The 26,243-nt window shown below is 60.4% G+C and carries 31 protein-coding genes; 12 read left to right on the forward strand and 19 right to left on the reverse strand.

Going from position 1 to position 26,243, the window contains the following annotated elements; genetic code table 11:
* Positions 1-524 precede the first annotated feature (524 nt).
* Positions 525-1,571, reverse strand: coding sequence for an SDR family oxidoreductase (locus ACQ4MS_RS02345; RefSeq protein ID WP_431097484.1), 1,047 nt, complete (start codon positions 1,569-1,571; stop codon positions 525-527).
* Between the two features lie 179 nt (positions 1,572-1,750).
* Between ACQ4MS_RS02345 and ACQ4MS_RS02350 the strand changes: the two genes are divergently transcribed.
* Positions 1,751-2,635 (forward strand): DMT family transporter, encoded by an 885-nt coding sequence (locus ACQ4MS_RS02350; RefSeq protein WP_431097485.1) that lies wholly within the window; start codon positions 1,751-1,753, stop codon positions 2,633-2,635.
* A 129-nt stretch (positions 2,636-2,764) separates the two neighbouring features.
* Here ACQ4MS_RS02350 and aroC read toward each other — a convergent pair whose 3' ends face one another.
* The 3 genes from aroC to ACQ4MS_RS02365 form a co-directional block, all read right to left on the reverse strand.
* Entirely contained in the window at positions 2,765-3,862 is a 1,098-nt protein-coding gene (aroC, locus tag ACQ4MS_RS02355) for a chorismate synthase (RefSeq protein WP_431097486.1), read from the reverse strand.
* A gap of 104 nt (positions 3,863-3,966) precedes the next feature.
* On the reverse strand, positions 3,967-4,569 hold the full coding sequence (locus ACQ4MS_RS02360) for a hypothetical protein (RefSeq protein WP_431097488.1): 603 nt from the start codon (positions 4,567-4,569) through the stop codon (positions 3,967-3,969).
* A gap of 33 nt (positions 4,570-4,602) precedes the next feature.
* The gene (locus ACQ4MS_RS02365) at positions 4,603-5,157 is read right to left on the reverse strand and encodes a hypothetical protein (protein ID WP_431097489.1); all 555 of its coding nucleotides are present in this window, start codon (positions 5,155-5,157) and stop codon (positions 4,603-4,605) included.
* Between the two features lie 183 nt (positions 5,158-5,340).
* Here ACQ4MS_RS02365 and ACQ4MS_RS02370 point away from each other — a divergent pair, with 183 nt between their 5' ends.
* Positions 5,341-5,763: a cupin domain-containing protein gene (locus ACQ4MS_RS02370; protein ID WP_092130677.1), complete on the forward strand. Its 423-nt coding sequence runs from the start codon at positions 5,341-5,343 to the stop codon at positions 5,761-5,763.
* Positions 5,764-6,003: 240 nt separating this feature from the next.
* Here the strand turns inward: ACQ4MS_RS02370 and ACQ4MS_RS02375 are convergent, their stop codons facing one another.
* Positions 6,004-6,660 carry a glutathione S-transferase gene (locus ACQ4MS_RS02375; protein ID WP_431097490.1) on the reverse strand — a complete coding sequence of 219 codons (657 nt, stop codon included), beginning with the start codon at positions 6,658-6,660 and terminating at the stop codon, positions 6,004-6,006.
* A gap of 168 nt (positions 6,661-6,828) precedes the next feature.
* Between ACQ4MS_RS02375 and ACQ4MS_RS02380 the strand changes: the two genes are divergently transcribed.
* On the forward strand, positions 6,829-8,049 hold the full coding sequence (locus ACQ4MS_RS02380) for a polyhydroxyalkanoate depolymerase (RefSeq protein ID WP_431097491.1): 1,221 nt from the start codon (positions 6,829-6,831) through the stop codon (positions 8,047-8,049).
* Positions 8,050-8,201: 152 nt separating this feature from the next.
* Here ACQ4MS_RS02380 and ACQ4MS_RS02385 read toward each other — a convergent pair whose 3' ends face one another.
* The 6 genes from ACQ4MS_RS02385 to ACQ4MS_RS02410 form a co-directional block, all read right to left on the reverse strand.
* Positions 8,202-8,612 (reverse strand): hypothetical protein, encoded by a 411-nt coding sequence (locus ACQ4MS_RS02385; protein WP_431097492.1) that lies wholly within the window; start codon positions 8,610-8,612, stop codon positions 8,202-8,204.
* Positions 8,613-8,643: 31 nt separating this feature from the next.
* Complete coding sequence (locus tag ACQ4MS_RS02390) at positions 8,644-9,033, reverse strand: hypothetical protein (RefSeq protein ID WP_431097493.1); 390 nt, start codon at positions 9,031-9,033, stop codon at positions 8,644-8,646.
* 39 nt (positions 9,034-9,072) lie between these two features.
* Entirely contained in the window at positions 9,073-9,840 is a 768-nt protein-coding gene (locus ACQ4MS_RS02395; protein ID WP_431097494.1) for a hypothetical protein, read from the reverse strand.
* A gap of 14 nt (positions 9,841-9,854) precedes the next feature.
* Positions 9,855-10,232: a hypothetical protein gene (locus ACQ4MS_RS02400; protein WP_431097496.1), complete on the reverse strand. Its 378-nt coding sequence runs from the start codon at positions 10,230-10,232 to the stop codon at positions 9,855-9,857.
* A gap of 10 nt (positions 10,233-10,242) precedes the next feature.
* Positions 10,243-11,439: an MFS transporter gene (locus tag ACQ4MS_RS02405; protein ID WP_431099517.1), complete on the reverse strand. Its 1,197-nt coding sequence runs from the start codon at positions 11,437-11,439 to the stop codon at positions 10,243-10,245.
* A gap of 174 nt (positions 11,440-11,613) precedes the next feature.
* Positions 11,614-12,069 (reverse strand): CBS domain-containing protein, encoded by a 456-nt coding sequence (locus tag ACQ4MS_RS02410; protein WP_431097498.1) that lies wholly within the window; start codon positions 12,067-12,069, stop codon positions 11,614-11,616.
* A gap of 170 nt (positions 12,070-12,239) precedes the next feature.
* Between ACQ4MS_RS02410 and ACQ4MS_RS02415 the strand changes: the two genes are divergently transcribed.
* The 3 genes from ACQ4MS_RS02415 to ACQ4MS_RS02425 are packed head-to-tail and all read left to right on the forward strand — an operon-like array spanning position 12,240 to position 15,652.
* Positions 12,240-13,553 carry an O-acetylhomoserine aminocarboxypropyltransferase gene (locus tag ACQ4MS_RS02415; RefSeq protein ID WP_431097499.1) on the forward strand — a complete coding sequence of 438 codons (1,314 nt, stop codon included), beginning with the start codon at positions 12,240-12,242 and terminating at the stop codon, positions 13,551-13,553.
* Positions 13,554-13,556: 3 nt separating this feature from the next.
* Positions 13,557-14,363: an alpha/beta fold hydrolase gene (locus ACQ4MS_RS02420; RefSeq protein WP_431097500.1), complete on the forward strand. Its 807-nt coding sequence runs from the start codon at positions 13,557-13,559 to the stop codon at positions 14,361-14,363.
* Complete coding sequence (locus ACQ4MS_RS02425; RefSeq protein ID WP_431097501.1) at positions 14,360-15,652, forward strand: cytochrome P450; 1,293 nt, start codon at positions 14,360-14,362, stop codon at positions 15,650-15,652. The genes ACQ4MS_RS02420 and ACQ4MS_RS02425 overlap by 4 nt, the downstream gene beginning before the upstream one ends.
* Before the next feature lie 7 nt (positions 15,653-15,659).
* Here ACQ4MS_RS02425 and ACQ4MS_RS02430 read toward each other — a convergent pair whose 3' ends face one another.
* Positions 15,660-16,070, reverse strand: coding sequence for a thioredoxin family protein (locus ACQ4MS_RS02430; RefSeq protein WP_431097502.1), 411 nt, complete (start codon positions 16,068-16,070; stop codon positions 15,660-15,662).
* Positions 16,071-16,173: 103 nt separating this feature from the next.
* On the opposite strand from ACQ4MS_RS02430, the gene ACQ4MS_RS02435 reads away from it, so the two are divergent.
* On the forward strand, positions 16,174-16,542 hold the full coding sequence (locus ACQ4MS_RS02435; protein WP_431097503.1) for an Mpo1-like protein: 369 nt from the start codon (positions 16,174-16,176) through the stop codon (positions 16,540-16,542).
* Positions 16,543-16,606: 64 nt separating this feature from the next.
* On the opposite strand, the gene ACQ4MS_RS02440 is transcribed toward ACQ4MS_RS02435, so the two are convergent.
* The 5 genes from ACQ4MS_RS02440 to ACQ4MS_RS02460 form a co-directional block, all read right to left on the reverse strand.
* On the reverse strand, positions 16,607-16,837 hold the full coding sequence (locus ACQ4MS_RS02440; protein WP_431097504.1) for a hypothetical protein: 231 nt from the start codon (positions 16,835-16,837) through the stop codon (positions 16,607-16,609).
* The gene (locus ACQ4MS_RS02445) at positions 16,834-17,022 is read right to left on the reverse strand and encodes a DUF3606 domain-containing protein (protein ID WP_431097506.1); all 189 of its coding nucleotides are present in this window, start codon (positions 17,020-17,022) and stop codon (positions 16,834-16,836) included. The genes ACQ4MS_RS02440 and ACQ4MS_RS02445 overlap by 4 nt, the downstream gene beginning before the upstream one ends.
* Before the next feature lie 219 nt (positions 17,023-17,241).
* Positions 17,242-17,397: a hypothetical protein gene (locus ACQ4MS_RS02450; protein ID WP_431097508.1), complete on the reverse strand. Its 156-nt coding sequence runs from the start codon at positions 17,395-17,397 to the stop codon at positions 17,242-17,244.
* Between the two features lie 162 nt (positions 17,398-17,559).
* Entirely contained in the window at positions 17,560-17,796 is a 237-nt protein-coding gene (locus ACQ4MS_RS02455; protein ID WP_431097509.1) for a hypothetical protein, read from the reverse strand.
* Positions 17,797-17,925: 129 nt separating this feature from the next.
* Entirely contained in the window at positions 17,926-19,140 is a 1,215-nt protein-coding gene (locus ACQ4MS_RS02460) for a YihY family inner membrane protein (RefSeq protein ID WP_431097510.1), read from the reverse strand.
* Positions 19,141-19,203: 63 nt separating this feature from the next.
* On the opposite strand from ACQ4MS_RS02460, the gene ACQ4MS_RS02465 reads away from it, so the two are divergent.
* The 5 genes from ACQ4MS_RS02465 (at position 19,204) to xth (ending at position 23,283) form a co-directional block, all read left to right on the forward strand.
* Entirely contained in the window at positions 19,204-19,587 is a 384-nt protein-coding gene (locus tag ACQ4MS_RS02465) for a DUF2069 domain-containing protein (RefSeq protein WP_431097512.1), read from the forward strand.
* A 15-nt stretch (positions 19,588-19,602) separates the two neighbouring features.
* Complete coding sequence (locus tag ACQ4MS_RS02470) at positions 19,603-21,024, forward strand: FAD-binding oxidoreductase (protein ID WP_431097513.1); 1,422 nt, start codon at positions 19,603-19,605, stop codon at positions 21,022-21,024.
* Between the two features lie 71 nt (positions 21,025-21,095).
* A complete protein-coding gene (locus tag ACQ4MS_RS02475) occupies positions 21,096-21,926 on the forward strand; it encodes a thymidylate synthase (RefSeq protein ID WP_431097514.1) in 831 nt (276 codons plus the stop codon).
* Positions 21,927-21,959: 33 nt separating this feature from the next.
* Complete coding sequence (locus ACQ4MS_RS02480) at positions 21,960-22,433, forward strand: dihydrofolate reductase (RefSeq protein ID WP_431099518.1); 474 nt, start codon at positions 21,960-21,962, stop codon at positions 22,431-22,433.
* Between the two features lie 73 nt (positions 22,434-22,506).
* Positions 22,507-23,283, forward strand: coding sequence for an exodeoxyribonuclease III (gene xth / locus ACQ4MS_RS02485; RefSeq protein WP_431097515.1), 777 nt, complete (start codon positions 22,507-22,509; stop codon positions 23,281-23,283).
* A gap of 230 nt (positions 23,284-23,513) precedes the next feature.
* On the opposite strand, the gene ntrC is transcribed toward xth, so the two are convergent.
* The gene (gene ntrC / locus ACQ4MS_RS02490; RefSeq protein ID WP_431097516.1) at positions 23,514-25,016 is read right to left on the reverse strand and encodes a nitrogen regulation protein NR(I); all 1,503 of its coding nucleotides are present in this window, start codon (positions 25,014-25,016) and stop codon (positions 23,514-23,516) included.
* A gap of 92 nt (positions 25,017-25,108) precedes the next feature.
* Complete coding sequence (glnL, locus tag ACQ4MS_RS02495; RefSeq protein WP_431097517.1) at positions 25,109-26,218, reverse strand: nitrogen regulation protein NR(II); 1,110 nt, start codon at positions 26,216-26,218, stop codon at positions 25,109-25,111.
* Positions 26,219-26,243 lie beyond the last annotated feature (25 nt).

Here is a 26,243-nt window from a genome sequence, read left to right on the forward strand (position 1 = left end):
ACTCGCTACGTTGCACTTCGCTCAAACAACTGCGGCCCGACCTTCCGCCTCCGTCTGTGCTGCTCGGCCCAGCCAGGACGGGGAAGTCCGAATTCGAATACCGAAAACCAATACCAACAAGGACACGCCGTGGCGTGTCCTTGTTTCTTCAGGTGTGCGGAGTTTTGTCTTTGGCTTTTGGTCCTTCCCCACCCCCTTCTGTATGCGCCGAGGAGCGGAGGGCCAGACGGATCAGGGCAAAAACTTGTTTGAGCCGCAGGCGAGTTGTTTTTGACCCCGGCTGGACTGAGCACCGCAGGTTGCCCGTAGCGAAGCGAAGGGACGCAGACAGCAGGGTCACCTTTCTTTTGCTTACTTTTCTTTGGCGAAGCAAAGAAAAGTGAGTGGCCGCCGGGCAACCCCCGGCCAGCAGCCCTCCGCAGAAAATTCCCAAGCCGGAATAAAAACCGGCGCAAAGAAACGCTATCAATTCAATAGCTGCCTGCGCCCGTTTTTATTGGCCAAAGATCACTTTTAAACCAAAATTACATCGCTCCCACACTCCCGGTCACCGGTAAAACAATCCCCGTGACATACCCCGAACAGACAGGAGAAGCCAGAAATACATAGGCAGGGGACAGCTCCTCCGGTTGCGCCGGCCGCCTCATGTCGGTCTTCTTGCCGAAGTCCTTGATGACATCAGGCGGTGAATCGGCCGGATTGAGCGGCGTCCACACGGGGCCGGGCGCCACGGCATTCACGCGTATGCCCTTGTCCAGGAGGTTGCTGGCCAGCGCCTTGGTGAAGGCGTGGATGGCCCCTTTGGTCGCTGAGTAGTCCAGTAGCCTGGCACTGCCTTCCAGCCCGGTCACCGAGCCGGTATTGATGATGCAGGAGCCCTCTTTCAGATACGGCAACGCTGCCTTGGCCATGTGAAAGTAACCGTATACATTGGTGCGCAGGGTCTCATCAAAACGCTCTTCCGTGAGGTCTTCGAGCGAATCGGCATGCTCCTGGAAAGCAGCGTTGTTCACCAGGATGTCGAGCTTGCCCAGCGACTTGACCGTTTTCTTCACGGCCTCACGGCAAAACCCGGCATCTTTCACATCACCGGCGATCAACACACAGCGTCGGCCTTCTCCTTCAACGCAGCGTTTTGTCTCTTTCGCATCCTCCTCGGAGTCAAGATACGCGACCGCCACATCTGCGCCTTCACGTGCAAACAGCACGGCAACGGCGCGGCCAATGCCGGAATCCCCGCCCGTGATCAATGCCGTCAGCCCCTCCAGCTTGCCGCTGCCCTTGTAGTCGGGGGCCAGGAACTGGGGCTTGAGTTCCATCTCGGCTTCCAGCCCCGGTTTGCGCAAATGCTGCGTGGGCAGCGGTGGCTCGGGGTAATCCCGCTTGCCGGCCTGCACTGCCTTTTTCCCCTGGGTAGCCGAGGCCTGCCGCCCGGCTTTTTTTTCCTGGTCCTTGCTGTCCTGTTCACGCTGGATTTTTTGCTGCTTGCCGCTCACTGAACTCACATCTGCGCGTGCAGCGGGGCGGGAAGACGAGGCAGACGGCCTTGAAGAGGCTTTGGCTTTAGGCATGGGTGGCTCCTGGATAATGGCGTGGAAACCCCAATCTAGGCGTGACCTTGCCCGCGTGTTGTAGGAAATATTCCCGGTTTCAACCCAGCCTCGCCCTGCGAGGACGCCTGCGCCGGAATCTTGCACAATCAACGCCACCATTCACCGCCGCTTTTCATTGCCGCCCTGACGCGCGCTTCATGCATAACCGACACTTCTTTCAACTCATCGCGATGTCCGCCCTCTGGGGCGCATCATTTCCCCTTTTACGCATCGCCAGCCCCGCGCTGGGCCCTTCGGTCGTTGCCGGCGTACGCTGCGTGCTGGCGGCCATGGTGTTATCGGCACTGATGTACGGGCTGCGTGAACGCTGGCCGGCCCGCCGAGCCTGGCCCAGTCTTGCCCTGCTCAGCACGTTGACCGTGGTGGTCCCTTTCATGCTGTTCAACTGGGCTGCGCTGGTAATTCCCTCGGGTTATTCCGCCGTGCTGAATGCCACGGTGCCGCTTTTCGGCGTGCTCGCGGCTGCCGTGATGGGTGAGGAAAAGCTTACTTCCCGCCGCCTCCTGGGTTGTGCCGTGGGCTTTGCGGGCGTGGCCTTGCTGGTGCAACTAGGTCCTGTGGCCGTCACGCCACGGGTGGTGTTGGCCGCCCTGGCCTGCGTCGCGGCCTCCGCCAGCTACGGAGTAGGCGCCATTTTGATGAAGCGGGCCACGATGACCCATTCACCCCTGCCCGCTTCCGCTGCGGTGCATATTGCGGCAGCCTTCATCCTGCTCGTACCCACTGCGGTAGCGGTACCGGCGATGAATGTCACACCAGCAGCCCTGGTAGCCGTCACGGTTTTGGGCATGGTGACTTCGGGTTTCATGTACTGGATCAGCATGCGGCTGATGCGCGAGATCCCCGCAAGCGCTGCGACCTCCGCCGCCTTCATGATTCCCCTCTTCGGTGTGACTTGGGGAGGGCTCTTTCTGGGCGAGCCGGTCACGGTCAGCATGCTGCCGGGTTGCTTGCTGGTGCTGGCAGCCACTGCACTGGTTACGGGCTTTAACCCGTTTCGCGGTGCGCCGCCCGAGCCATAAAGCTTAAGGCACACACCGGCGCGAAGTCGTAAAGAAATCGTAGCGAGCGGCCCGAGGTCGCGTCGAGGACCGGAACCGTACACCCGTACGGTGAGTACCGCAGATGCGAGATCGGGCTGCGCAGTAGATTTATTTGCGGCTTCGCATGATGTCGGGAGTGGCGACCACCACATCCGCATTCTGCGCACGCTGGCGCAGCGCATGCTCCATCACCACCAGGGCCAGCATGGCCTCGGCAATCGGTGTGGCGCGAATGCCGACACATGGGTCGTGGCGGCCCTTGGTTACCACCTCGGCGGGCTTGCCCGCGGTGTCGATCGACTGGCGCGGCGTGATGATCGAACTCGTCGGCTTGATGGCAATGGACACTTCCAGGTCCTGGCCGGTGCTGATGCCGCCCAGCACACCCCCGGCGTTGTTTGATTGAAAACCCTCGGGCGAGAGACCATCGCCATGGGTGGTGCCGCGCTGCGTCACGCTGGCAAAGCCGGCGCCGATTTCCACGCCCTTGACAGCGTTGATGCCCATCATGGCAAAAGCGATGTCAGCGTCCAGCTTGTCAAACAGTGGATCACCCAGGCCCACCGGCACGTTCGACGCCGTAACACGAATGCGCGCGCCGCAGGAGTCACCCGCCTTGCGCAGCGCGTCCATGTAGTCTTCCAGTTTCGAGACATCGGCGACCGGCGCGAAGAACGGGTTGGCCGGCACGTGCTCCCACGACTCAAACGGAATCGCGATGTCGCCGATCTGCGTCATGCAACCGCGAAACGTCGTGCCGTATTTTTCGGCCAGCCATTTCTTGGCCACAGCACCTGCCGCCACCATGGGCGCCGTCAGGCGGGCAGAGGCACGGCCGCCGCCACGCGGGTCGCGCCGGCCGTATTTGTGCAGGTAGGTGTAGTCGGCATGGCCTGGGCGGAAGGTTTCAAGGATGTTGCCGTAGTCCTTGCTGCGCTGGTCGGTATTTTTGATCAGGAGGCAGATGGGAGTACCCGTGGTCTTGCCTTCATACACCCCAGAAAGGATCTCGACGGCATCGGGCTCGTTGCGCTGGGTCACATGCCGGCTGGTGCCGGGCCGGCGGCGATCCAGGTCGCCCTGGATGTCGGCCTCACTCAAATCCATGCCGGGCGGGCAACCGTCAATCACGCAGCCAATGGCCGGGCCGTGGGATTCACCGAAGTTGGTGACTGCGAATAGGGTTCCGAAGGTATTTCCGCTCATGGAGGGATTATCCCAGAGGGGCTGAGGGTCACGGACAGGCTGATTCAGGCCTCACGTTGACAAAAAACCCCAGAGTGCAGGTAGCGCTGGTTCTCGGGGCTATATCAAACTGATGCCGAAGAGGCCGATCCTTTCGGCAGGAAGGTAACAGCGGGAAAATCGCTGCGCCAGAACATCGCCGATGTTATTGGAGCGCCCCATGATTCAGCGTAGGCAAGCACATCGCCTCGCTGCAATCGTTTTCGCTTTAATCGCAACTGATACTTTTCCAGGTTTTCGAAAAACAACGGATCTCCTTTCTGATAGAAATCCCAACCTGGGTTGTCACTCATTACGCGTACAAAGCGCAACAAAGCGCCTTGGGAATAAGCGGAAAATTCATTGAGTGAGTCCTTCTTGCAATCATCAGCAGTACTTCGAATTGAAATTACATCGAAGCGAAACGTCGACTGCGCATAGGTTGGCACGTAACCCTCTCCCGCAGACAAGTGAGGCATAAAAACTGTTAACCCAGGTGCGTTAACCGGTGACCAGAGAATGAGCGGCGGCGCGCCTTGCTCTTCCGTGTACGGCTGTTCTGGCAAGACAAACGAGGTTGGGCTGCTATGGACCCGCATTGGCGGATAGCGGTCAAACGCCTGAGCAACCTCGGCCACCGGTGCCTTGATCACAGACAGATTGAAGAACGGTCGATCCAGAACAGACATGGTGCGAACGTTTGTTGCTTGCCGGCATTGCGACTACGCGAACTCTCCGTGGCGCAGAGCAACTTCGCCCTGCAAAAGAACACGTAATGTGAACCTGAGCGGGAAAACCTGGGACTCTTTCATGCGCAGCGCGGCCGCAACCGCCTTGCGGTCCTTTTTTGCTTGCGGGTACTCGGCCGACGGGACGAAGACATGCTCGTTTTCATGCAGCAGCACCCCATGCCCAAACTCGAGATCGCCAGCCGTGGTCACGCCAACAAAGCCGGTGAACGTCTGGCCTGAGGAAGCCAGGAAATCGGCAGCAACAGACAAGGCATAAAGGTCAGGACCCATCATCTTCGCAGGATGAGGACGAACCCAGGTTTCGTCCTGCTCTTCATCCCCTTCCTCGTCGTCTGCGAACTCCCAGATGGGAAAAGCAATGAGGTCTGCCGGCTTGAGTTCGTCAATGGGCTTTCGGGTCTTCAACGATGGACGCATGGACAGTGTCTTCCAAGGGAAAGTGTCAACAAAACCAACCAAGCCGGCACCCGCTTGAACAAGGGTCAGGCCTCTGCTCGCCTTGGGGAACGGATGAGCTTGAGCCACATGTCAAACACCTTGAGCGGTGGTTTAAACGTTCCTGAACTATAGCGTTGCACCGGCCCCTGTTTTGTCGCCCTGGCTGTGCAGCCAACGTTGTAGCGCATGCCACCCCCACTCTGGAACACTTCATGCTTGCTGCACCGCACCAATCCTCAATTGGATGTCTTGATTGAACAGGAGCACCCCATGCTGGACCGCACCGCGACCAAGTTTTCCCACGTCAAGCCTGGCGACACGCAGTTTGTCTCCGGTGGTTTGCGTGACTTTTTCCTGTACCGCGACCTCGGCATTGCCGACGCGACCAACGGCAAAGTCATCGCGCACCTCGTGAAGGCCAATATGGCACCAGAAACAGGCACGGGATGGCACCGTCATGAGGCGGATTTCCAGATCGTCATCATGACCAAGGGCTGGGCCCGCTTTATGTATGAAGACAAGGAAACCCTGGTCGAGGCCGGTGACGTGGTGCACCAGCGACCAGGCATCAAGCATTTCCTGTTCGACTACTCCCCCGACATGGAATACCTGGAAATCGTCGGGCCAGCGGACTTCAAGTCGATTGACGTGGACCCCGTTTGCGAAATCCCGCCACCGACACCCTGGAAATAGCGCCCCCACGGTCGCTCACTTCGTGTAGCTCCCTGCCCCCCGAGGGGGCCGCCCGCCTGTGGCCCGGCAAAGCCGGTTCCACGGCTCCTGCTTGGTTGAAGAATTCTTTGGGCACTATCAGCAGGGGCCGCGGGTCCGGCTTCGCCGGCCCCAGGCGCTGCCCCGTGGGGGGAGCAGGCTACACGAAGTGAGTCTGAAAGGGGGTGGGCCTATTTCTGCAGTGAGGCTGGACGGGGATGTTCAAAACTCCGCGTCGAGCTCATCGATATCATCCGGCTCCTTCTTCGCCTCAGCCACCCACTCCTTCATCGCCGGCAGCTCCATGACGCGTTTGCAATACGCCGTACAAGCCTTGTCCAGCGGCACGTCGTAAGTCAAAAACCGGGTGACCACCGGCGCGTACATGGCGTCGGCCACCGACAGTTGCTTGCCGAACAGGTAGGGGCCGCCATAGGTGGCCAGGCACTCCTTCCAGATTTCCAGCACGCGGTCAATGTCGGCCTGCGCGCGGGACCAGATCTTGAAGCCCGAAAAATGCGCCTTGATGTTCATCGGCAGCGCAGCGCGCATGGAGGCAAAGCCTGAATGCATTTCGCCGCACACCGCGCGGCAATGCGCCCGCACCTTGACGTCCGCGGGCAGCAACTGGGCTTTGGGCTTGATTTCATTGAGGTATTCCGCAATCGCCAGGGTGTCCCACACCTTGACGTTGCCGTGCTGCAGCGACGGCACCAGCATGCTGGACGAGAGCAGCAGCATTTCGGCCTTCATCGCCGGGTCATCTGGCGAAATCACTTTCTCGGTGAATTCCAGCCCCGCGAACTTCGCCAGCAGCCAGCCGCGCAGGGCCCACGCTCCGTAGTTCTTGCTGCTGATTGTCAGGATGGCTTTGGCCATGCTCATGCTCCTTGAACCGGAAAGGTCCCGCTGGCGGCAGGATGGATGCATGAACTCCCGCAAGGCTTATGCCAGCCTGCGCTTTTCGGCTCCGACTGGCCCGTAACTTGCCTGCATGAAGTACCAGGGACAAAGGGACAACGAATTCCGATTCATGTCAGGACAACCATGCTTTACCAGGCCTACCAAACCCAGTCCGACCTGCTGTCGCCGTTTCGCCTGTTCGCCCAAAGCGGTAGCGCGGCATTCTGGCTGGGTAAAACCGAAGGCAGCCTGCTGCGCAAGATTTCGGCGTCCATGGAGGTGTTTTCACGCCTGCGGCTGACGCATACACGGCCGGCCTATGGCATCAGCTCAGTGAAGGTGGGCGAGCGCGAACTTGCCGTGACGGAAGAAACCGTTCTGTCCATGCCCTTTGGCACCCTGCTGCGCTTTCGCAAGGAAACGCCTGCTGGCCTGCCTTTCCAGCCGCCGGTGCTGCTGGTGGCGCCGCTGTCGGGCCACTTTGCCACGCTGCTGCGCGAAACCGTGCGTACCTTGCTGCAGGACCACGACGTGTACATCACCGACTGGCACAACGCGCGCGATGTGTCCCTAAGCCACGGCCCGTTTGCGCTGGACGACTATATCGACCACATGATCCGCTTCACCCAGGCCATTGGCCCGGGCACACATGTGGTGGCCGTGTGCCAACCTTGCGTGGCGGCACTGGCAGCCACCGCCATCATGGCCGAAGACGGCGACCCGGCCCAGCCACGCAGCCTGACCTTGATGGCCGGCCCCGTAGACTGCCGCGTGAACCCTACAGGCGTCAACACGCTGGCCACGAGCAAACCGATTGAGTGGTTTGAGAAAAACCTGATCAGCCATGTCCCGCTGCCGCATGCCGGCTACATGCGCCGCGTGTACCCGGGCTTTGTGCAGCTCAGCGCATTTCTGAGCATGAACCTGGACCGGCACAAAAAATCCTTCCAGGACATGTATCAGCATCTGGTGGACGGCGATGTGGAAAAAGCCAACATCATCCGCGTGTTTTATGACGAGTACCTGGCCGTGAACGACTTGCCCGCCGAGTTTTACCTGGAGACAGTTGAAAAAGTCTTCCAGACCTACGACCTGCCGCTCGGCAAACTCAGCTATCGCGGCCGCCTCGTCAAACCTGCCGCCATTCGCCGTACGGCGCTCATGACTGTAGAAGGAGAGCGCGACGACATCTGCGCCGTAGGGCAAACCGTAGCGGCGCAGGATCTGTGCACTGGCATACGGCCTTACATGAAAACCCATCACGTGCAGACGGGTGTGGGCCACTATGGGGTATTCAGCGGGCGCAAGTGGAATCAGCAGATTTATCCACGGGTTCGGGAGATGATCCATGCGAGCATGGGGTGAAATTCATAAGAGATCGCCCTCTATCCCAATGAATACGGGCGCAAGCAGCTCCTGAATTTGTAGCAGTTACTTTTTGCCGGTTCGTTCAACCGACTCGTTAAAACCGATTCTCCGGAAAAGGTTTGCCAGCCGGAGCCGATGCCCATGTTGGCCTAGGCACCGTGGTATTCATTGAACCTGATCACATCCATGTGGATTCCATACTTCATTGAAACGCCTTCGACCGGGTTGTACCAGTAGCGCATCCAGCCGTTCTCCATTCTTTGCTCCCAGTTCGAGAGCTGGCCGTATCGCGACAGGTAAAGCTCAATCTTTCTCGCCCGCCCACGGGCCGTTCCGCGCCCGGCCGGGTCGTCGTACCAAGCCGACTTGACGCGGTCGCCATCTGTGTAGACCGCAGCGCGGTATTTGGCGCCGTCTATCCTGAACGAATGCTCTTCAGACTTGACTTCAACAACCTCAAGCCCGGTGGCGCGAAGAAGGCTGAGACCTTCCGTCAGTGGGCTGCCTAAAGGAATATGCGGCGAGTAGAGATCAGCCGGTATGAAGAATCGGTGAAACATTGAGCTGGTACCGAAAGAGGAAAGGCATATCCTAAGTTTCGGCGCTACCGAGCACAACTCTGCGTAGCATCGATCGGTATTTGAGTGCCATGAGAACAGCCAGCGGATAAGCCAGGCATCGCATCGGGTTCAGAAAGTGAAGCCAATACGGACGGGCGTACCAACGCTCCATTCGCTTCTTGAGATAGCTTTCGTCATACCCCCAGTCCGGCATGATCATCCACAACATGAGCGGGAAAATCAGGAATGTGTCGAAGGCAAACGAGGCGCAGACATCCCTGAAGATGATACGGTCCACGAGCTTGAGGTCATGCACCGAAATATTGCCCTTCTGTACAAGTTGCCGGCATTCGTCGTCTTCGATGCCGATCTCGGTCCATGCATACGAGATGATTTCCCAGACGTAGTATTTCTCCACCATGTCAACGGCGCCTGACACCTGACGCTTGAGGCAGGTAACTCAGCATGGCATGGCCTGCAATGAAGACCCGGCGGCACTGAACGCAGCATTGAGCAACCGGGTCGTGAGGCGAGCCCTGTTGAAGACAATGTCCGTAAGCAACGCGATTGCAAGCCCCAGGTAGATAAAGTACCCAAAACCCACATAGTCCGAGAAAAGGACTGTGTGCAGCCAGTTTTGCTGGAAGAGATACAGATACCCAACCAATCCTGCGGCGCCGAGAAGCACCATCGCTGGCAATACCAGTTGCAGTCCGGCGCGCTTGCGAAGAGCTGCGGCAAAGGCGAGCAACAAAAAGACAAGCGCGTTTGCCCCGGTAAAAATCCGGAATTCTCGTGTCAATGATTCCGCCACACCCATGTATTGGGTGCGAATGAGAAGTTCGAGCCGCTCATTGACACGCGACAGATCGGCGGTTCTGCGTTCAAGAATCCCGGTCATGGACTTTTCAATCGCCTTGCGGCACTCGCAATCGATATTTCTCATTTGCGCGGCCACGGCGGCGACCTTCTGAGGAAGACCTTCCGCGAGCTTGCGCTTGAGCTCAGCGAGCTCCGATGAATTCTTGCCAGAAAGGCCTTTTGCGATCTCCGCGAGCCTGCCGCCATCCAGTGCTTCGATTCGCTCACCCACCCTGCGCTCCACCTCCAGCCGGATGGCATCGCGCGCCACGGTCTCGACAAGGCCTGGGTTGACATAAGAGGCGACGAAGGCGGTCCCGAACAACGCAATACCTGCGAAGGCGATGATGGTGACAACAATGCGCATGGTGCTGCCCATACTTAACCTTTGACGGCGGCGGACGTCAAAAGCGCGGCTTTTGGCGGTTGTCCATGAGGCGATGCGAAAGCCCACCAGCTTTGCGGCAATGCCGAGAAACCCAGCAAAACACCGGAAGCAGCCAAGAGAGAAAGTCCCTTGTACATCACTTCACGCTTGCGAAGCAGCCATGCAATCAGGCTGACCAATACGTATAGAGCCATTTGAGCCAATGCAGCCGCAAAGAACCCGACCTGGAACGAGGGTGTGTAATGTGCCGGCGCATTAGCTGCAGGCGTATAGAGCAGCATGCCTCCAGGTGTTTGGGAATAAAAATAATAGCCTGCCAGTAAAGCAATCACTGGAGGAACAAGTGCGGCGTAGGGCCAGAATTTGCGCATGGGCTCCAATTTAATCGCTTCGGCCTATCCAGGCCACCACCACTCCAATCACGCCCATCACACCCACCAAACCCAAAATCACCCCGCGCCCTTCCATCACCCCCGCAAACACCCCCACCAGCATCCCCGCCAGCGGTTGCGACAAATTGTTCAGCATCACGATCACACCAGTGGTCTTGCCTAAATCACGTGGCGGAATCAGTTTTTGGCGCAGGCTGCGGATGTAAACGTTAAACATCTTGTCAAAGCCGATCACCAGCAAAAACCCGACGGTGTAGACCCAGAAGCTGCCAGCCAGCCCGGTGAGCAGCCCGCCGGCCAGCATCACGCTGTAAGACACCAAGCCCAAGGTGCGCAGCGACAACACCGTGCGGGCGATAAACAGCAGGATGACGACTGTGGCGATGGCGCCGGCAGTTTGCAGCATGGCGTAGTCGCCCGCCGTGCGCTGCAGCAGGCCGGTCACCATGGCGGCCGAGGTGGCCAGCGTGACACCGATGACGAGGTTGACGCCGGCTGCCAGCGCAATCACCTGTTTCAGACCCGGCAGGTGCAGCACCTGCGCAAATGCGATGCGAACGGGCGCGGTCCAGTGGCCGGACGCCGGCTCGGGCGCCGCCAGGATGACGACGTTCTGCCGTTGCCACAGAGTGATTGCCCCGTCGGCAATCAGAAAGAGGCCCGCCGTCGCACCCACAACCATGGGCCAGGGCATCCAGCGCAGCAGCAGCGAAGCCAGCAAGGGGCCGAGCACCATGCCGAGCTGGTCGGCAATCTGCGCATGGGCCAGTACTTTTTCAAAGCGGTGCTGCCTGAAGATCTGCGGCAACATGACTTCGCGGGCCATCAGTCCCTGCGTCGTCAGCACACCGCACACGGCCGACAGCGCAATCAGCCAGCCGACGCCACCCGCCCACTGAAAGGCCACCACACCGGCAAGGCACACCAGCGCGCGGAAAAGCTGGCTGATGCGCAGCAGCTTGAGTGGGGATACCCTGTCGCACAGCGCGCCGCAGATGGGAAAAGACAAAAAGCGCGGAAGTGTCTCCAGCGTGAAGGCGATGCCCGACCAGGCGACGCTTCCGGTGGTTTCAAACACCACCAGGGGCACCAGGAACAAAAGGATCTGGTCGGCAAGCCTGGAGAAAAACAGGGAGGCGTAAAACAGCTGGCCCCTGGCACTGGCGTTGATGTTGTCGCTGCCCATGTCCTGATCGCTCACCCCTGCTCCCATGGCGTCCCGTCTGTAGGCGGGGCAGGTGTATCGCGCACCTGACTATTATTCTGGACGCTACCTTTTTGATAGCTGCTTGCGCATGTCTTGCCTGGGCTACCGGCCGTTTTTATGCATAAACCCCACCAGCCAGCCGGAATACCCTCTTCAACCGCGATCAGCCGCGTCTTCTTCCGGCCAGTCTCGGATGTAGGCCTTGAGCATCTTGTTTTCGAAGTTCTGGCTGTCCACCACGGCTTTGGCCACGTCGTAAAGGCTGATGACACCCATCATGACTTTCTGGTTCATCACGGGCATGTAGCGCGCGTGGCGTTCCAGCATCATGCGGCGGACTTCGTCGAGCTCGGTTTCAGAGGTGCAGGTGAGCGGGTGGTCGTCCATGGCGGTGCGCACCAGCGTGCTGCCGATCTCGCCACCATTCTTGACGATGCAGACGAGCACTTCGCGGAAGGTCAGCATGCCGACCAGGTCGCCGTGCTCCATGACAACCAGCGAGCCGATGTCTTTTTCGGCCATGATCTGGGCCGCCTTGGCAAGGGGTTCGTCAGGCTGGACGGTGTAAAGCGTGTTGCCCTTCACGCGCAGTATGTCTAGAACCTTCATGGCCGTCTCCTCGGTTGTGCTGCCAGCTTGCCCCTCATTGTCCCACCGCGGCGCGGCAACAGGGAATTCAGTTTAAATATAGCCCACAATCAAACGGCAGGTTGCAAGAATCTGTTCAGGTGCAGGCGATTCGAATGCACCGCTACTTTTTTCTGACTGGAGACAAACCCATGCCCGGTTACTCAGACCCCGGCTTCGACACCCTGGCGCTGCACGCAGGTGCCGCGCCCGACCCAACCACCGGCGCGCGCGCCGTGCCGATCCACCTGACCACTTCTTTTGTCTTTGAATCCAGCGACCACGCCGCCAGCCTCTTCAACCTCGAACGCGCGGGCCACGTCTATTCACGCATCAGCAACCCGACCAATGCGGTGCTGGAGCAGCGCGTGTCGGCCCTGGAAGGCGGGATAGGAGCGATTGCCACCGCCAGCGGACAGGCCGCACTGCACCTGGCGATTGCCACCTTGATGGGTGCCGGCTCCCATATCGTGGCGAGCACCGCGCTTTACGGCGGCAGCCAGAACCTGCTGCACTACACCTTGCGCCGCTTCGGCATTGACACCACCTTCGTCAAGCCCGGCGACCTGGACGGTTGGCGCGCCGCCGTACGGCCCAACACCAAACTGTTTTTCGGTGAAACCGTGGGCAACCCGGGACTGGACGTGCTGGACATCGAAGCGGTGTCCGGCATTGCCCATGAAGCCGGTGTGCCGCTACTGGTGGACTCCACGCTGACCTCGCCCTGGCTGATCAAGCCTTTTGAGCACGGCGCGGACCTGATCTACCACTCGGCGACCAAGTTCCTGAGCGGCCACGGCACTGTCATCGGCGGGATCGTGGTGGACGGCGGCAGCTTTGACTGGGAGAAGTCCGGCAAATTTGCCGGGCTGACAGAGGCCTACGAGGGCTTTCACAACATGGTGTTCAGTGAGGAAAGCACCGTGGGCGCCTTTTTGCTGCGCGCGCGGCGCGAAGGCCTGCGCGACTTCGGCGCCTGCATGAGCCCGCACACGGCCTGGCTGATTTTGCAGGGCATTGAAACCCTGCCGCTGCGCATGGCGCGGCACATGGGCAACACCGAAAAGGTGGTGCAGTTTCTCGCCAGCCACCCGCTGGTGTCGCGCGTAGGCCATCCGATGCTCGAATCGCACACCAGCCATGCGCTCGCCAAAAAACTGCTGCCGCGCGGCGCCGGCTCTGTCTTCAGCTTTGACATCAAGGGCAACCGTGAGCAGGGCAAGGCCTTCATCGAGGCGCTCAAGGTCTTCAGCCACCTGGCCAATGTGGGTGACTGCCGCAGCCTGGTGATTCACCCGGCCAGCACCACGCATTTCCGCATGAGCGACGAAGCGCTGGCAGCCGGCGGCATCACGCAGGGCACGATCCGGCTGTCCATCGGCCTGGAGGATCCGGACGACCTGCTGGACGACCTCAAGCGCGCCCTCAAGGCGGCAGAAAAAGCCGGCGTGAAAGCGGGGGCCTGAAGCATGTACCTCGACGTCAACGGCCATAAAACGTATTGCTACACCGGCGGCAAGCCTTTTGATGCGGCCAAACCCACTGTCGTGTTTGTTCATGGCGTGCTCAACGACCACAGCATCTGGATTTTGCAGACGCGCTACTTCGCACACCACGGCTTCAACGTGCTGGCGCCGGACTTGCCGGGCCACTGCAAAAGCGAAGGCGAGCCGCCGCAATCGGTCGAAGAGGCTGCCGGGTTCATCATCGCGCTGCTCGATGCGGCCGGCGTCAAAACTGCCGCGCTGGTGGGCCACAGCTTCGGCTCCCTCACGGCGCTGCACGCGGCGTCCATCGCACCGCAGCGGGTGACGCACCTGGCGCTGCTGGGAACCGCCGCACCGATGAAGGTGTCGCCCGCACTGCTGGACAACGCACTGAACCAGCCCATGAAGGCCATCGACATGGTCAACACCTTCTCACACTCCATGCTGGCGCCGCCACCCTCGTCGGTGGGCCCGGGCACCTGGCTGTATGGAGGGTCGAAGGCGCTGATGAAACGGGTGCTGGCCAGCAATACCAAAATCAACCTGTTTCACCGGGGCTTCAAGGCCTGCGACGACTACACCGGCGGCGAAGCGGCCATCGAAAAAGTGTCGTGCCCGGTGCTGTTCATCCTGGGCAGGAACGATTCCATGACCTTGCCCAAAATGGCGGCGCCCCTGCAGGCCAAAGCCAAAAATGCCAGGACGGTCATGCTGCAGGCCGGCCACCAGATGATGACCGAAGCACCCGAAGGGGTTTTGTTTGCGCTGAAGGACTTCATCAAGCCATGAGCGTGCTGACGGCTACGCCGGCGATGACGCGGGAGCGTGCGCAGGAAATCGCCGCCAGCTTCGACCTGCGGGCGCTGCCGCCGGATTTTTACGCCAACCCCTATCCGGTGTATGCGCTGCTGCGCGAAACCGAGCCGGTCAAACGCATGCCGGACGGCTCCTGGTTTCTCACGCGCTATGCCGACCTGGTGGCGGTGTACCGTGACGCGCAGACCTTCAGCTCGGACAAGAAGGTGGAGTTCGAGCCCAAATACGGAGCGGCCTCGGCCCTGTTTGAACACCACACCACCCGCCTGGTGTTCAACGACCCGCCGCTGCACACGCGCGTTCGCAAGCTGATCATGGGCGCCCTTACACGGCGCGCCATCGCCGACATGGAGCCTGGTCTCATCACGCTGGTCGATGGCTTGCTGGACGCCATCGAGCGCCGGGGCGGCGGTGATTTGATTGAGGATTTTGCTTCGGCGATCCCCGTGGAGATCATCGGCAACCTGCTGGGCGTGCCGCATGCCGGCCGGGCGCCGCTTCGCGGCTGGTCGCTGGCGATACTCGGGGCGCTGGAGCCCAGGTTGACGCCTGAACAGGAGGCCTTGGGCAACAGCAGTGTGCGGGAGTTCACCGCCTACCTCAAGGACCTGGTGGCCGACCGGCGCAAGCACCCCGGTGACCCGGAGCACGACGTGCTCACGCGCCTGATCGGCCATGAGGCAGCGGGCGACACGCTGAGCGAAACCGAGCTGCTGCAAAACTGCGTGTTCATCCTCAATGCCGGCCACGAAACCACGACCAACCTCATCGGCAACGCGCTGGTTCTGTTGCAGGAATGGCCACAGGCGAAGCAGCAGTTGCTATCAAAATTAGAGCTACTCGCGCAGAAAAATAAAGGGCTAGAGGCCGATTTGGCACTTGAAATCGATGAATTTCTGCGTTTTGAATCGTCCAACCAGCTCGGCAACCGGCGCACGCCCAAGGCCTGCCGGATCAGCGGCGTCGACTTGCCCGAAGGCGCGTTGCTGACGTTGTGCATTGGCGCGGCAAACCGGGACCCGGCGCAGTTTCCCCATCCGGAGCAGCTGGACCTGACACGGCAGGACAACCGCCACCTGGCGTTCGGCTTCGGCATTCACCAGTGCGCGGGGCTTAGCCTGGCGCGGCTCGAAGGGCGCATCGCCATCAGTCGCTTTCTGCAGCGCTTTCCGCATTACCGCTTGACCACCAGCCCCACACGGGGCGGCCGCGCGCGTTTCAGGGGTTTTCTCAAGGCACCGTTCTCAATAACGGCTAACTGACCTGGCGTTACGCGCCGGCACGATGCTGGGGTGCAGCCTCCAGGGCTCTCAGCAGCGCCCGCGTTGAAGGCAAATGGGGCACGGTCATGGTGTCGGAATGCTCCAGGGAATCAAGCAGGCGCGAGAGGGTTTGCGCATGCGGCGTCAAGGGACCGAAGAATCGCGTACCGGCCACATCAGCAATCAGCAGTGTGGGAAAGGTCTCCACTTCCAGGTCTCCGACCAGGTCAGCTTCATCTTCAATGTCCAGCCAGACAAACCGGCTGTCCGGATAGCGCAATGCCAGTTCCCTGAACACAAGGCTGTAATCCCGGCAAAGGCCGCACCAGTCGGCGCAAAGGCAGATCACCCAGCGTGTACCTGCAGACACCGCCCGCAGGGCATTTTGGGGAGTTTCTGGAAGTGAAGCGCCTGGCATGCAGATGGAAAGGATATGAAGGCGGCTGAGCGCGGAGTTGACTATTATGGCCAGCGGCTCAAAATAAAGAGCGCCACCGGACATCCGGCGCAGGAGACAAACCATGAGTGCGATCAGCCCCGAGGCGGCGGAAACCGGCGTCACAACGCCCGTTGATCCCCGCAGCTTTGCGTCTTTCGCGGATTTTTACCCCTTCTACCTCGGCGAACATCGCAATGCGACCTGCCGCCGCCTGCATTTTGCAGGATCAAGCCTCACGCTGCTGTGCCTGGCAGCCTTGCTGGCCACGCGAAACCCATGGTGGCTGCTGGCCGGCCTGCTGTGCGGCTACGGATTTGCATGGGTGGGGCACTTTGTGTTTGAGAAGAACCGGCCGGCATCCTTCAAGCGCCCGCTTTACAGCTTCATGGGAGACTGGGTGATGTACCGGGACATGTGGGTCCAGGCATTCCGGCGCCTCAAAGGCGACTAAACCCCCAGGCTCGCACGGGTCTGGCGACATCCGGGCTGTTCAGCCTCTTACCCGGTCGCCATCGTCAGGACTCAAGAGACTTCAGGGGATCCGTTCTCAAAGCCTTCAGACATGCAGCGCCAGCCTGCAGTGCAGCTTCATGGGTGGGATAGGGGTGATCCGAGCCGTCGATGCGCAGGTCTGCGGTGTGCTCCTCGGCCGACAGCTGCGTGACGACCCAGTAAAAAAGGCCGGCAGAAGGCTCTTTCACCCGTACAGCCAACGGGCCGGGAACCTCCGGAAACACGGCACTCATAAGGACCGCCCGAGCTCGGTGCACACATCTTTGGCGGTGGGGCCCACTTCCGCGATGGCAACGCGCAGTTCCAGCTCACTGCAGTCGAGTGCGCTGACCCAGTATTGCAGGGAGGCTTCCTCGTTGATGTTGATGGGTTCGTTTTGAAGGGCCGGGTCAGCGATCAGGTTCGAGGGTGATGTCACGATTTTCTCCAGCTTGGTTATGAACTGAGGTGATTGCAGCAGACGAGGAGAATCGTGGCGTAAGCGTAAAGGCGGTCTTGTAAGAATTTCTCCCGCACGCCTGAAGGCCTAACGGGTGAAAATTTGTGCGGTGCACCATAAAAATCCTTACAAGCGTTACGCCCTGTGCGGATTTCCGTGTGCAGACGCTCAAGGGACGCGAAAGACTGCCAACAGGCCTCAGGACGGCTTGCTTACCGGGGGGTTGCGCGAAACAGGGTCTTGCTTGCCGGCGGCAGCAGCCGGTTTATCCGTCTTCTGTTTACTCACATGGGATTTGTACAGCTTTGCAGCAAGACCAGAAGTGATGGCAAACACCAGCAATTTTTTCAGCATGAGAATCTCCTTGGGTTGATTTGGAGCGGCCTGCGCAAAACCAGACGGCTTGCTGTGGCCTGCAAATCAATCGTAGGGAGAGAGAAATGGTGCTGGCGTGCGCCAGCTCCGCTGAAGGCTGTACGGATTTTCTTACCCGTGGCTCGGGGATGGCACCGGCTGCTAAAGGCCTGGTTCGCCCTCGACCCGAATTCCCAGTTGCTTCACCTTGACACGCTGCTCAACAGCCTGACTCCACATTTCGAAGTCTTCATTCGTGGGCGCCGGGCCCTTGCCGGTCTGGTAGGCCCACATTTTGGCTGTCAGCTCATCGTAAATTTTCCTGGCTTCGAGGTGCGCCCGCCTTTCACTGGCAATGGCGCCATCCAACTTTTCCCTGGCTGGTGTTTTTGATGACATTGCTGTGCGTTGGAAAAAAATGAAAACCTTGATTTTGTTATAAAGCCCGGGCGAGAAAAAATATCCCTAAGGCGATGCCGGTTTTTTTGCGCCTGACCCGTCACCCCGATTCCGGGGAAGCTCTTCTTTTCAGAGGGCATCCCGCAGGCGTATGGCGGGCCAGCGGGCTTTTTCCCACAAGTTCTGCACCGCCTCGGCCTTGTCCAGCAGGAGCTGCTGCATCAGCGGCTCCAGCGGCGTCGCGTCAGGGTCCGCCAGCAACAGATAACGGGCTTCCACCTCGCCTTCAGCCTCGTTGAGCTGGCCCACCCAGTCCAGCGCCACCAATGTTTCCAGTACCGGCTCCAGCTGCAGCCCGTCCACCTGGAGCAATTCGGCAAGCTGCGAAGCGCTCATGCCCCTGCGCGGGGAGGCCAGCGCCTGATGCAATTTCTGCAGTACTTCAATGGCCAGCTGGAAGTGCCAGCCGTGCGCACTCCCCCGTCGCGCGACCCCAGCCAGCAGGCTGGGCAGGTAGGCGGCGATCACGGCCCCCATCAGTACGATGACCCACGACACATAAATCCACACCAGCAAAATCGGCAAGGTGGCAAATGCGCCATACACAAGGGAGTACGTCGGCACGGCGCCCAGATAAAGGCTCAGCAGGCGTTTGGCCACCTCGATACCCGCGGCCACGAACAAACCACCCACCCAGGCATGCGACCATTTCACATAGGTGTTGGGCACATACCGGTACAGCGCTGCCATACCACCCGCCACCATGGAAAACTGCAGGATGCTGAGCAGGAACCGCAGGCTGACAGGCAGGGCACCCACCAGCCCCCCTGAGGCCGACAGCACATAGGAGGTGACCGCCAGGCTGGCCGCCAGCAACAGCGGCCCCAGGGTGATGGCGGCCCAGTAGATCAGCACGCGCTGCGTGAGCGGCCGTGCTTTCCTGACGCGCCAGATGCCATTCAAGGTGCGGTCAATGGTGAGGATCAGCGCTATGGCCGTGACCAGCAGCACGGCCAGGCCCGCAATGCCCAGCTTGTTGGCCTGGCGGCTGAACTGCGTGAGGTAACCCAGCACCTGCCGGGCGATGTTGTCGGGTATGAGGCTCTGGATCAGCCAGGCCTGGAGCGCGCCCTGGAGTTTCGAGAACATTGGGAAGGCCGTAAAAATGGCCAGCGCCACGGTGAAAAAAGGCACCAGCGCGATCGAGGTGGTGAAGGTCAGGCTGCTGGCGGTCAGGCCCATGTGGTCTTCGCGAAAACGGTCGCGCAGCGTAAGCGCGGTGTGGCGCCACGGAAAACGGGACAGGCCTTCCAGGAGGTCCTGCAGGTATTGCTCAAATTTCATCCCCGGTATCATGCCACCGACACCCTCGGAACCTGGCCCTGATCCAGGCGGGTTCTTATCAACATGAACAAAACACATCAAATCGACTTCACCCGCCGGCTCGCACTGGCCAGCCTGCTGGGCCTCATCGTGCTGGGCCTGGCCTGGGAAATGTGGCTGGCGCCCATTCGTCCGGGCGGCTCGCTGCTGGCGCTCAAGGTTTTGCCGCTGTGCATCCCGCTGGCCGGCATCATGAAAAACCGCATGTACACCTACCGATGGGTCAGCCTCCTGGTGTGGCTGTATTTCACCGAAGGCGTGGTGCGGGCCTGGAGCGACCGCGCGCCCGGCAACTACCTGGCCCTGATCGAAGTGCTCTTATGCCTCACGCTCTTTGCAGCCTGCGCAATGCATGTGCGTGTGCGCCTGAAGAACGCCAAGGCCCCCGTTACCCCATCCACCCCCTAAACCGAGCCGAACATCGTGAGCACGTACAACCCATTGATCGAATCTTTGCGCCAGATCGTCGGCGCAGGCAACGTCCTGACCGACGGCGACCTCACCCCCTGGGTGCAGGACTGGCGTAAGCGCGAAACCGGCAAGGCCCTGGCCGTGGTGCGCCCCGGCTCCACAGCAGAAGTCGCGGCCGTGGTCAAAGCCTGCGCCGCAGCCCGCGTGAGCATCGTGCCGCAAGGCGGCAATACCGGCATGGTGGTCGGCTCCACACCGGATGCCAGCGGCACGCAGGTTGTGCTGAGCCTGACGCGCATGAACAAGGTGCGCACGCTCGATGCCGGCAACCTGACGATTACGGTCGATGCCGGCTGCGTGCTGCAAAACCTGCAGGAAGCCTGCGAAAAAGCCGGTTTCCTGTTTCCCCTGAGCCTCGCCTCGGAGGGCAGCTGCACCATCGGTGGCAACCTCGGCACGAACGCCGGCGGCACGCAGGTTGTGCGCTACGGGAACACACGTGACCTCTGCCTGGGGCTGGAAGTCGTGACCCCGCAGGGTGAAATCTGGGACGGCCTGTCGGGTTTGCGAAAAGACAATACCGGCTACGACCTGCGCCACCTGTTCATCGGCAGCGAAGGCACGCTGGGCGTGATCACCGGCGCCATCATGAAGCTGTATCCCATGCCAAAGTCCCAGCTCACCGCCTTTGCCGCCGTGCCTTCGCTTGAGGCCGCCGTGCAACTGCTGGGCCTGGCGCATCAGCACCTGGGTTCGGGCCTGACTGGTTTCGAAGTCATGGGCCAGTTCGCACTGGGCTTGGTCGCCAAACATTTTCCGCAACAACGCGTGCCGTTCTGGCAGGAGTCTGAGTGGTGCGTGGTGCTGGAGAACTCGGACAACGAATCAGAAGCCCATGCGCGTGAATGCTTTGAACGCTTGCTGGAAGCCGCCATGGAAGCCGGCTGCGTCGCCGATGCCGTGGTTGCCGAGAGCATGGCGCAGGCCCACGCGCTCTGGCACATCCGTGAAAGCATCCCAATGGCGCAGGCTGAAGAAGGCCTGAACATCAAGCATGACATCTCGATCAATGTCTCGCGCATTCCCGAGTTCGTGGCTGAAACGAACGCACTGCTACTCGCTCAATTTCCCGGTGCGCGCATGGTCGTCTACGGCCACCTGGGCGACGGCAACCTGCACTACAACGTGCAGGCGCCGGAGAACGAAGACCAGGCGCTTTTTCTCAACGAAAAAGAGGTGCCCATGAACGCCCTGGTCTATGAAGCGGTGGACCGCTACCGGGGTTCGATCTCGGCCGAACACGGTGTGGGAAGCGTCAAGGTCGACACGCTGCCCAAACACAAATCGCCTGTGGCGCTGGGCATGATGCGGGCCATCAAGCAGGGGCTGGATCCCCATAACCTGATGAACCCGGGACGGGTGCTGAAGGCATAATTAACCCCTTGCCGGGGCCGCCTTGCGGGCCTGCAGCACTCCCCTCTTGAACCCAAGCCGACTGGTTGTCCATGAACCGCCCCATCCGCTCCCAATACGAAGATTTCATGCGCCATGTGGACACCCACGGCGCCTTCAAGGCTGACCGCACCGGAACCGGCACCAAAAGCGTGTTCGGCTACCAGATGCGCTTTGATTTGAACGAAGGCTTTCCGCTGGTGACCACCAAGAAGGTCCACCTGAAGTCCATCGTCCACGAGCTGCTGTGGTTTCTGCAGGGCTCGAGTGACAACAACTGGCTCAAGGCACGCGGCGTCACCATCTGGGATGAATGGGCACGTGAAGACGGCGACCTCGGCCCCGTCTACGGCGTGCAGTGGCGCAGCTGGCCCACACCCGATGGCGGCCACATTGACCAGATCAGCGAAGTCATCAAGACGCTGAAAACCAATCCCGATTCGCGCCGCATCATCGTGAGTGCCTGGAACGTGGCCGACCTCTCCAAAATGGCGCTCATGCCCTGCCACGCGTTCTTCCAGTTTTATGTGGCGCCGTCAGACGCGGCGGGCCAGCCGGGCAAGCTCAGTTGCCAGCTCTACCAGCGCAGCGCCGACATTTTCCTCGGTGTGCCTTTCAACATCGCCAGCTACGCCCTCCTCACCCATATGGTGGCGCAGCAGTGCGGCCTGGGCGTAGGTGACTTCATCTGGACCGGCGGCGACTGCCACATCTATAGCAATCATCATGAACAGGTGGCTCTGCAGCTCAGCCGCAAGCCTTTTGCCTACCCTACGCTGCAAATCAAGCGCAAGCCCGAGTCGATCTTTGACTACGAGTTTGAAGACTTCGAATTCCTGGACTACCAGCACCATGACGCCATCAAGGCGCCGGTGGCAGTCTAGACAACCGAACTTGAAGCCGTGACGCGCATCCACATGATCTTCGCCCGCGCCGCCAACGGCGTAATCGGGCGTGACAACACCATTCCCTGGCGCCTGCCGGAAGACATGGCGCACTTCAAGCGCCTGACCACTGGCTGGCCGGTCATCATGGGCCGCAAGACCTGGGATTCATTGCCGCCAAAATTCCGGCCGCTGCCGGGCCGCGCCAACATCGTCATCACGAGGCAGCCGGACTGGAAAGACAGCGGCGCCGAAACCGCCGCCAGCCTGGCCGATGCGCTGGCCCTGTGCGCTGCATCCGACGAAGTGTGGATCATCGGCGGCGCACAAATCTACGCGCAGGCAATGCCGCTGGCCGAGCGGATTGAAGTCACCGAGATTGCCGAGAATATTGAGGGCGACGCCTATGCGCCGCCGCTGGGCCCTGAATGGCGAGAGACTGCGCGAGAAGACCACGTGGCGGCAAATGGAATGAAGTTCAGCTTCGTCACTTATCAAAATAAATAACCCGAAGCGCTCGAACTTGCTACATATTTAATAGCAAACTATCCATGCAATTACTGGGCAGAAACACGAACTCATGAAAATTTCCACCTGGAACGTCAATTCGCTGACCGCGCGCCTGGCCCATGTGCTGGACTGGCTCGCCGCCAATCCCGTGGATGTGCTGTGCCTGCAGGAACTCAAGATGACGGACGACAAGTTTCCGCTGGAGGCGCTCAAAGCCGCCGGCTATGAAGCTGCCGCCTTTGGCCAGAAAACCTACAACGGGGTGGCCATCCTTTCGCGCTCGCCGCTGCGCGACGTGGTGAAAAACATCGCCGGCTTCGAAGACGAGCATTCGCGCGTGATCGCCGCCACGGTAGATGGCCCGACAGGCCCCATCCGTGTGCTGAATGGCTACTTCGTTAACGGCCAGGAGCCCGGCAGCGAAAAGTTCGCCTACAAAATGCGCTGGCTGGACGGCCTGCAATCTTATGTACGCACTGAAATGGCGGCTCACCCGCAGCTGGTGTTGCTGGGCGATTTCAACATCGCGCCGGAAGACCAGGACTCGTTCGATCCGGAAGGCCTCAGGGACACCATTCACCACACCAGGGAAGAGCGCGAACACTTCCGCCAACTCGTCGCGCTGGGCCTGACCGACAGCTTTCGCATGTTCGAGCAATTGCCCAAAAGCTATTCATGGTGGGACTACCGCATGCTGGGCTACCAGAAGAACCGGGGCCTGCGCATCGACCATATCCTGGTCAGCGAAGCCCTCAAGCCGCAAGTCAAAGGCTGCGCCATTGACCGCGTACCGCGCAAATGGGAAAAGCCCAGCGACCATGCGCCTGTGACCGTAACACTTGGCTGACCCCTATCGGGCTCACTTCGTGTAGCCCTTTTCCCCTTGCAGGGGACGGCGCCTGCGGCCCGGCAAAGCCGGCTCCGCGGCGCCCGCTGGTTGAATGCCACCCGCTTGCTGCATACGCCCTGAATCTTCAACCCAGCATGAGCCGCGGGACTGGCTTTGCCAGACCGCAGGCGGGCGGCCCCCTCGGGGGGCAGCGACCCACACGCAGTGGGGGAGCGTGGGGGCTCCACCTACTCCAGATGGAGTTCCTGAATCTTCCGCGTAATGGTGTTCCGGCCTATACCCAGTTTCTGGGCTGCCTCGATGCGGCGCCCCCGGGTGTTGGCCAGCGCGGTCTGGATCAGCTTGGACTCAAACCGCCGTGTGAGCACGTCCCACACATCGCTGCGGCCGGTCGCCAGCAGGGCAAGGGCTTCGGCTTCAAGCCCATGCTCCCAACTGTGATCCGGGCCAGCCGCGGCAGATTCTGGGGCTTGGACGGCGGAAGCCTTGTCGATGCTTCCCGCCCATTCTGTACGGGCCGCCTCCGGCTTTTCCGCTGGCGCAAGGGATTTCCCAGACTCGGGGATCATGCCCAGCACTTCGGGTGGCAGGTCCTTGGGCTCGATCACCTGAGCCGGTGCCATCACGGTAAGCCAATGGCAGATGTTCTCAAGCTGCCGCACATTGCCGGGAAAGCCGAAGTTGCTCAACTGCTGCAAGGCCGTATCGGAAATCCGCTTGGGCTCGACGCCCAGCTGTTTGGCACTTTGCTGCAGGAAGTGGCGCGTCAACATAAACACGTCTTCGCGCCGCTCACGCAATGCGGGCAGGCGCAGGCGGATCACGTTAAGGCGGTGGAACAAGTCCTCGCGGAAACCGCCTTCCTTGACGCGCTGCTCCAGGTCCTGGTGGGTGGCGGCAATGACACGCACATTGGCCTTGACGGCGTTGTGCCCGCCGACGCGGTAGAAGTGGCCATCGCTGAGCACACGCAGCAGGCGCGTCTGCAGGTCAAAGGGCATGTCACCGATTTCGTCAAGAAAAAGTGTGCCGCCTTCGGCCTGCTCGAAGCGGCCGCGCCGCATGGTCTGCGCGCCGGTGAAAGCGCCGCGCTCATGGCCAAAAAGTTCGCTCTCAAGCAAGTCCTTGGGGATGGCTGCGGTGTTGATGGCGACAAAAGGCCCGTTGGCACGCGGCGAATGCTTGTGCAACGCACGCGCCACCAGCTCTTTGCCCGACCCTGATTCGCCGGTGATCATTACCGTCACCATGCTCTGGCTCAGGCGTCCGATGGCGCGGAAAACATCCTGCATGGCCGGCGCCTGACCGAGCATCTCGGGCGCAGAGGCCATGCGCTCTTCAGCAACCTCTTCGCGCTGGCTTTCTTCGACCGCACGGCGAATCAGCTCTACCGCCTTGGGCAAATCGAAAGGCTTGGGCAGGTATTCAAAGGCACCGCCTTGAAAGGCCGAGACCGCGCTGTCAAGGTCGGAGAACGCGGTCATGATGATGACCGGCAAGCCGGGCAGCTTTTCCTTGACCTTTTCGAGCAGGTCCAGGCCGGAGCCGCCTGGCATGCGGATGTCGCTCACAAGAATTTGTGGCCCCTCGTCCTCAGTCGCATTTTCCAGTGCGGCGAGGACTTCCCGGGGATTGGTGAAACTGCGCGTAGGAAGGTCTTCGCGGAGCAGAGCCTTTTCCAGAACAAACCGGATGGACTGGTCATCATCAACGATCCAGATCGGTTTCATGTAGTGCAGTCCCTTTTTTCGTGCTTTCAATGCAGGGCTTTCTGGAACCCTCTGCACGATCGCGTTATGTATCAATCATGGCTGGACACATTTCAAGGCAGCGGTATGAGCAGCTTGAAATCTGTACGGCCCGGCACACTGTCGCACTCAATCAAACCGTGGTGTTGCTGGACAAAAGTTTGCGCCAATGTCAGCCCCAGCCCCGAACCGCCCTCACGCCCCGAGACCAGGGGATAGAAGATACGGTCTTTGATGGAGTCCGGCACGCCCGGTCCATTGTCGATAACATGCAATTCCAGTGCCAAGCGATAGCGCTGTTTGCCAAAAGTTACCTGCCTGGCGATTCTTGTCTTGAAGGTGATGTGCGCATTGCCTGCCGCCACCCTTTCGGCAAGGGCTTGCGCGGCATTGTGGGCAATGTTCAGCACTGCCTGGATAAGCTGTTCGCGGTCTCCGCGGAAATCAGGAATTGAGATGTCGTAGTCGCGCGTGACTTTCAACCCTCTGGGAAATTCCGCCAGAATCAGGGAGCGCACGCGCTCACACACTTCGTGAATATTGACATCGCCCACCAGGTGCGGGCGGCGGTGCGGCGCCAACAGGCGGTCTACCAGCGTCTGCAGCCGGTCTGCCTCATGGATGATGACCTGGGTGTATTCGGTCAGGTCCTTGCCGATTTCCATCTGCAGCAACTGCGCCGCACCGCGAATCCCGCCCAGCGGATTTTTGATCTCATGGGCCAGGTTGCGGATCAGTTCCTTGTTGGCCTGCGCCTGGTCAATCAGGCGCTCTTCCCGCTCCTGCTTGGCTTGCTGCTCCAGGGGGAGCAGCTCAACAATAGCCTCACCTGGGGTATCGGTTTGCGCCACCACGACGTGGACCGGCAGGGGCTCATGATTCAGACGCCTTAGCCAGGCGTCGTAGCGCAAAGCGGCAAACTCATTGCTGCCGGCACCTTCCAGCGCGTTCTGAAGGATCAGCGGCTCGGTAAAACAATCGGGAAGTTGCGAACCCTCAATGGTTCGCCGCGAAGTGCCGAGCGCATCTTCCAGCGCGGCATTCGCAAACACTACCGTGCCGTCGGTGCGAACCACGGCCACCAGTGTCGCCAAAAGGTCGAACGCCTGAAAGCGCGGCGGAAGTCCCGTGGCCGGAACGGATGACAGAGCGGCGCGGATGGATGGCTTGTTCAAGCCATCCATTTTCCTCCAGAAGCCGGCTTGTCGC

The sequence above is a fragment of the Polaromonas aquatica genome, assembly GCF_050626995.1.
Lineage (GTDB): Bacteria > Pseudomonadota > Gammaproteobacteria > Burkholderiales > Burkholderiaceae_C > Polaromonas > Polaromonas aquatica_A.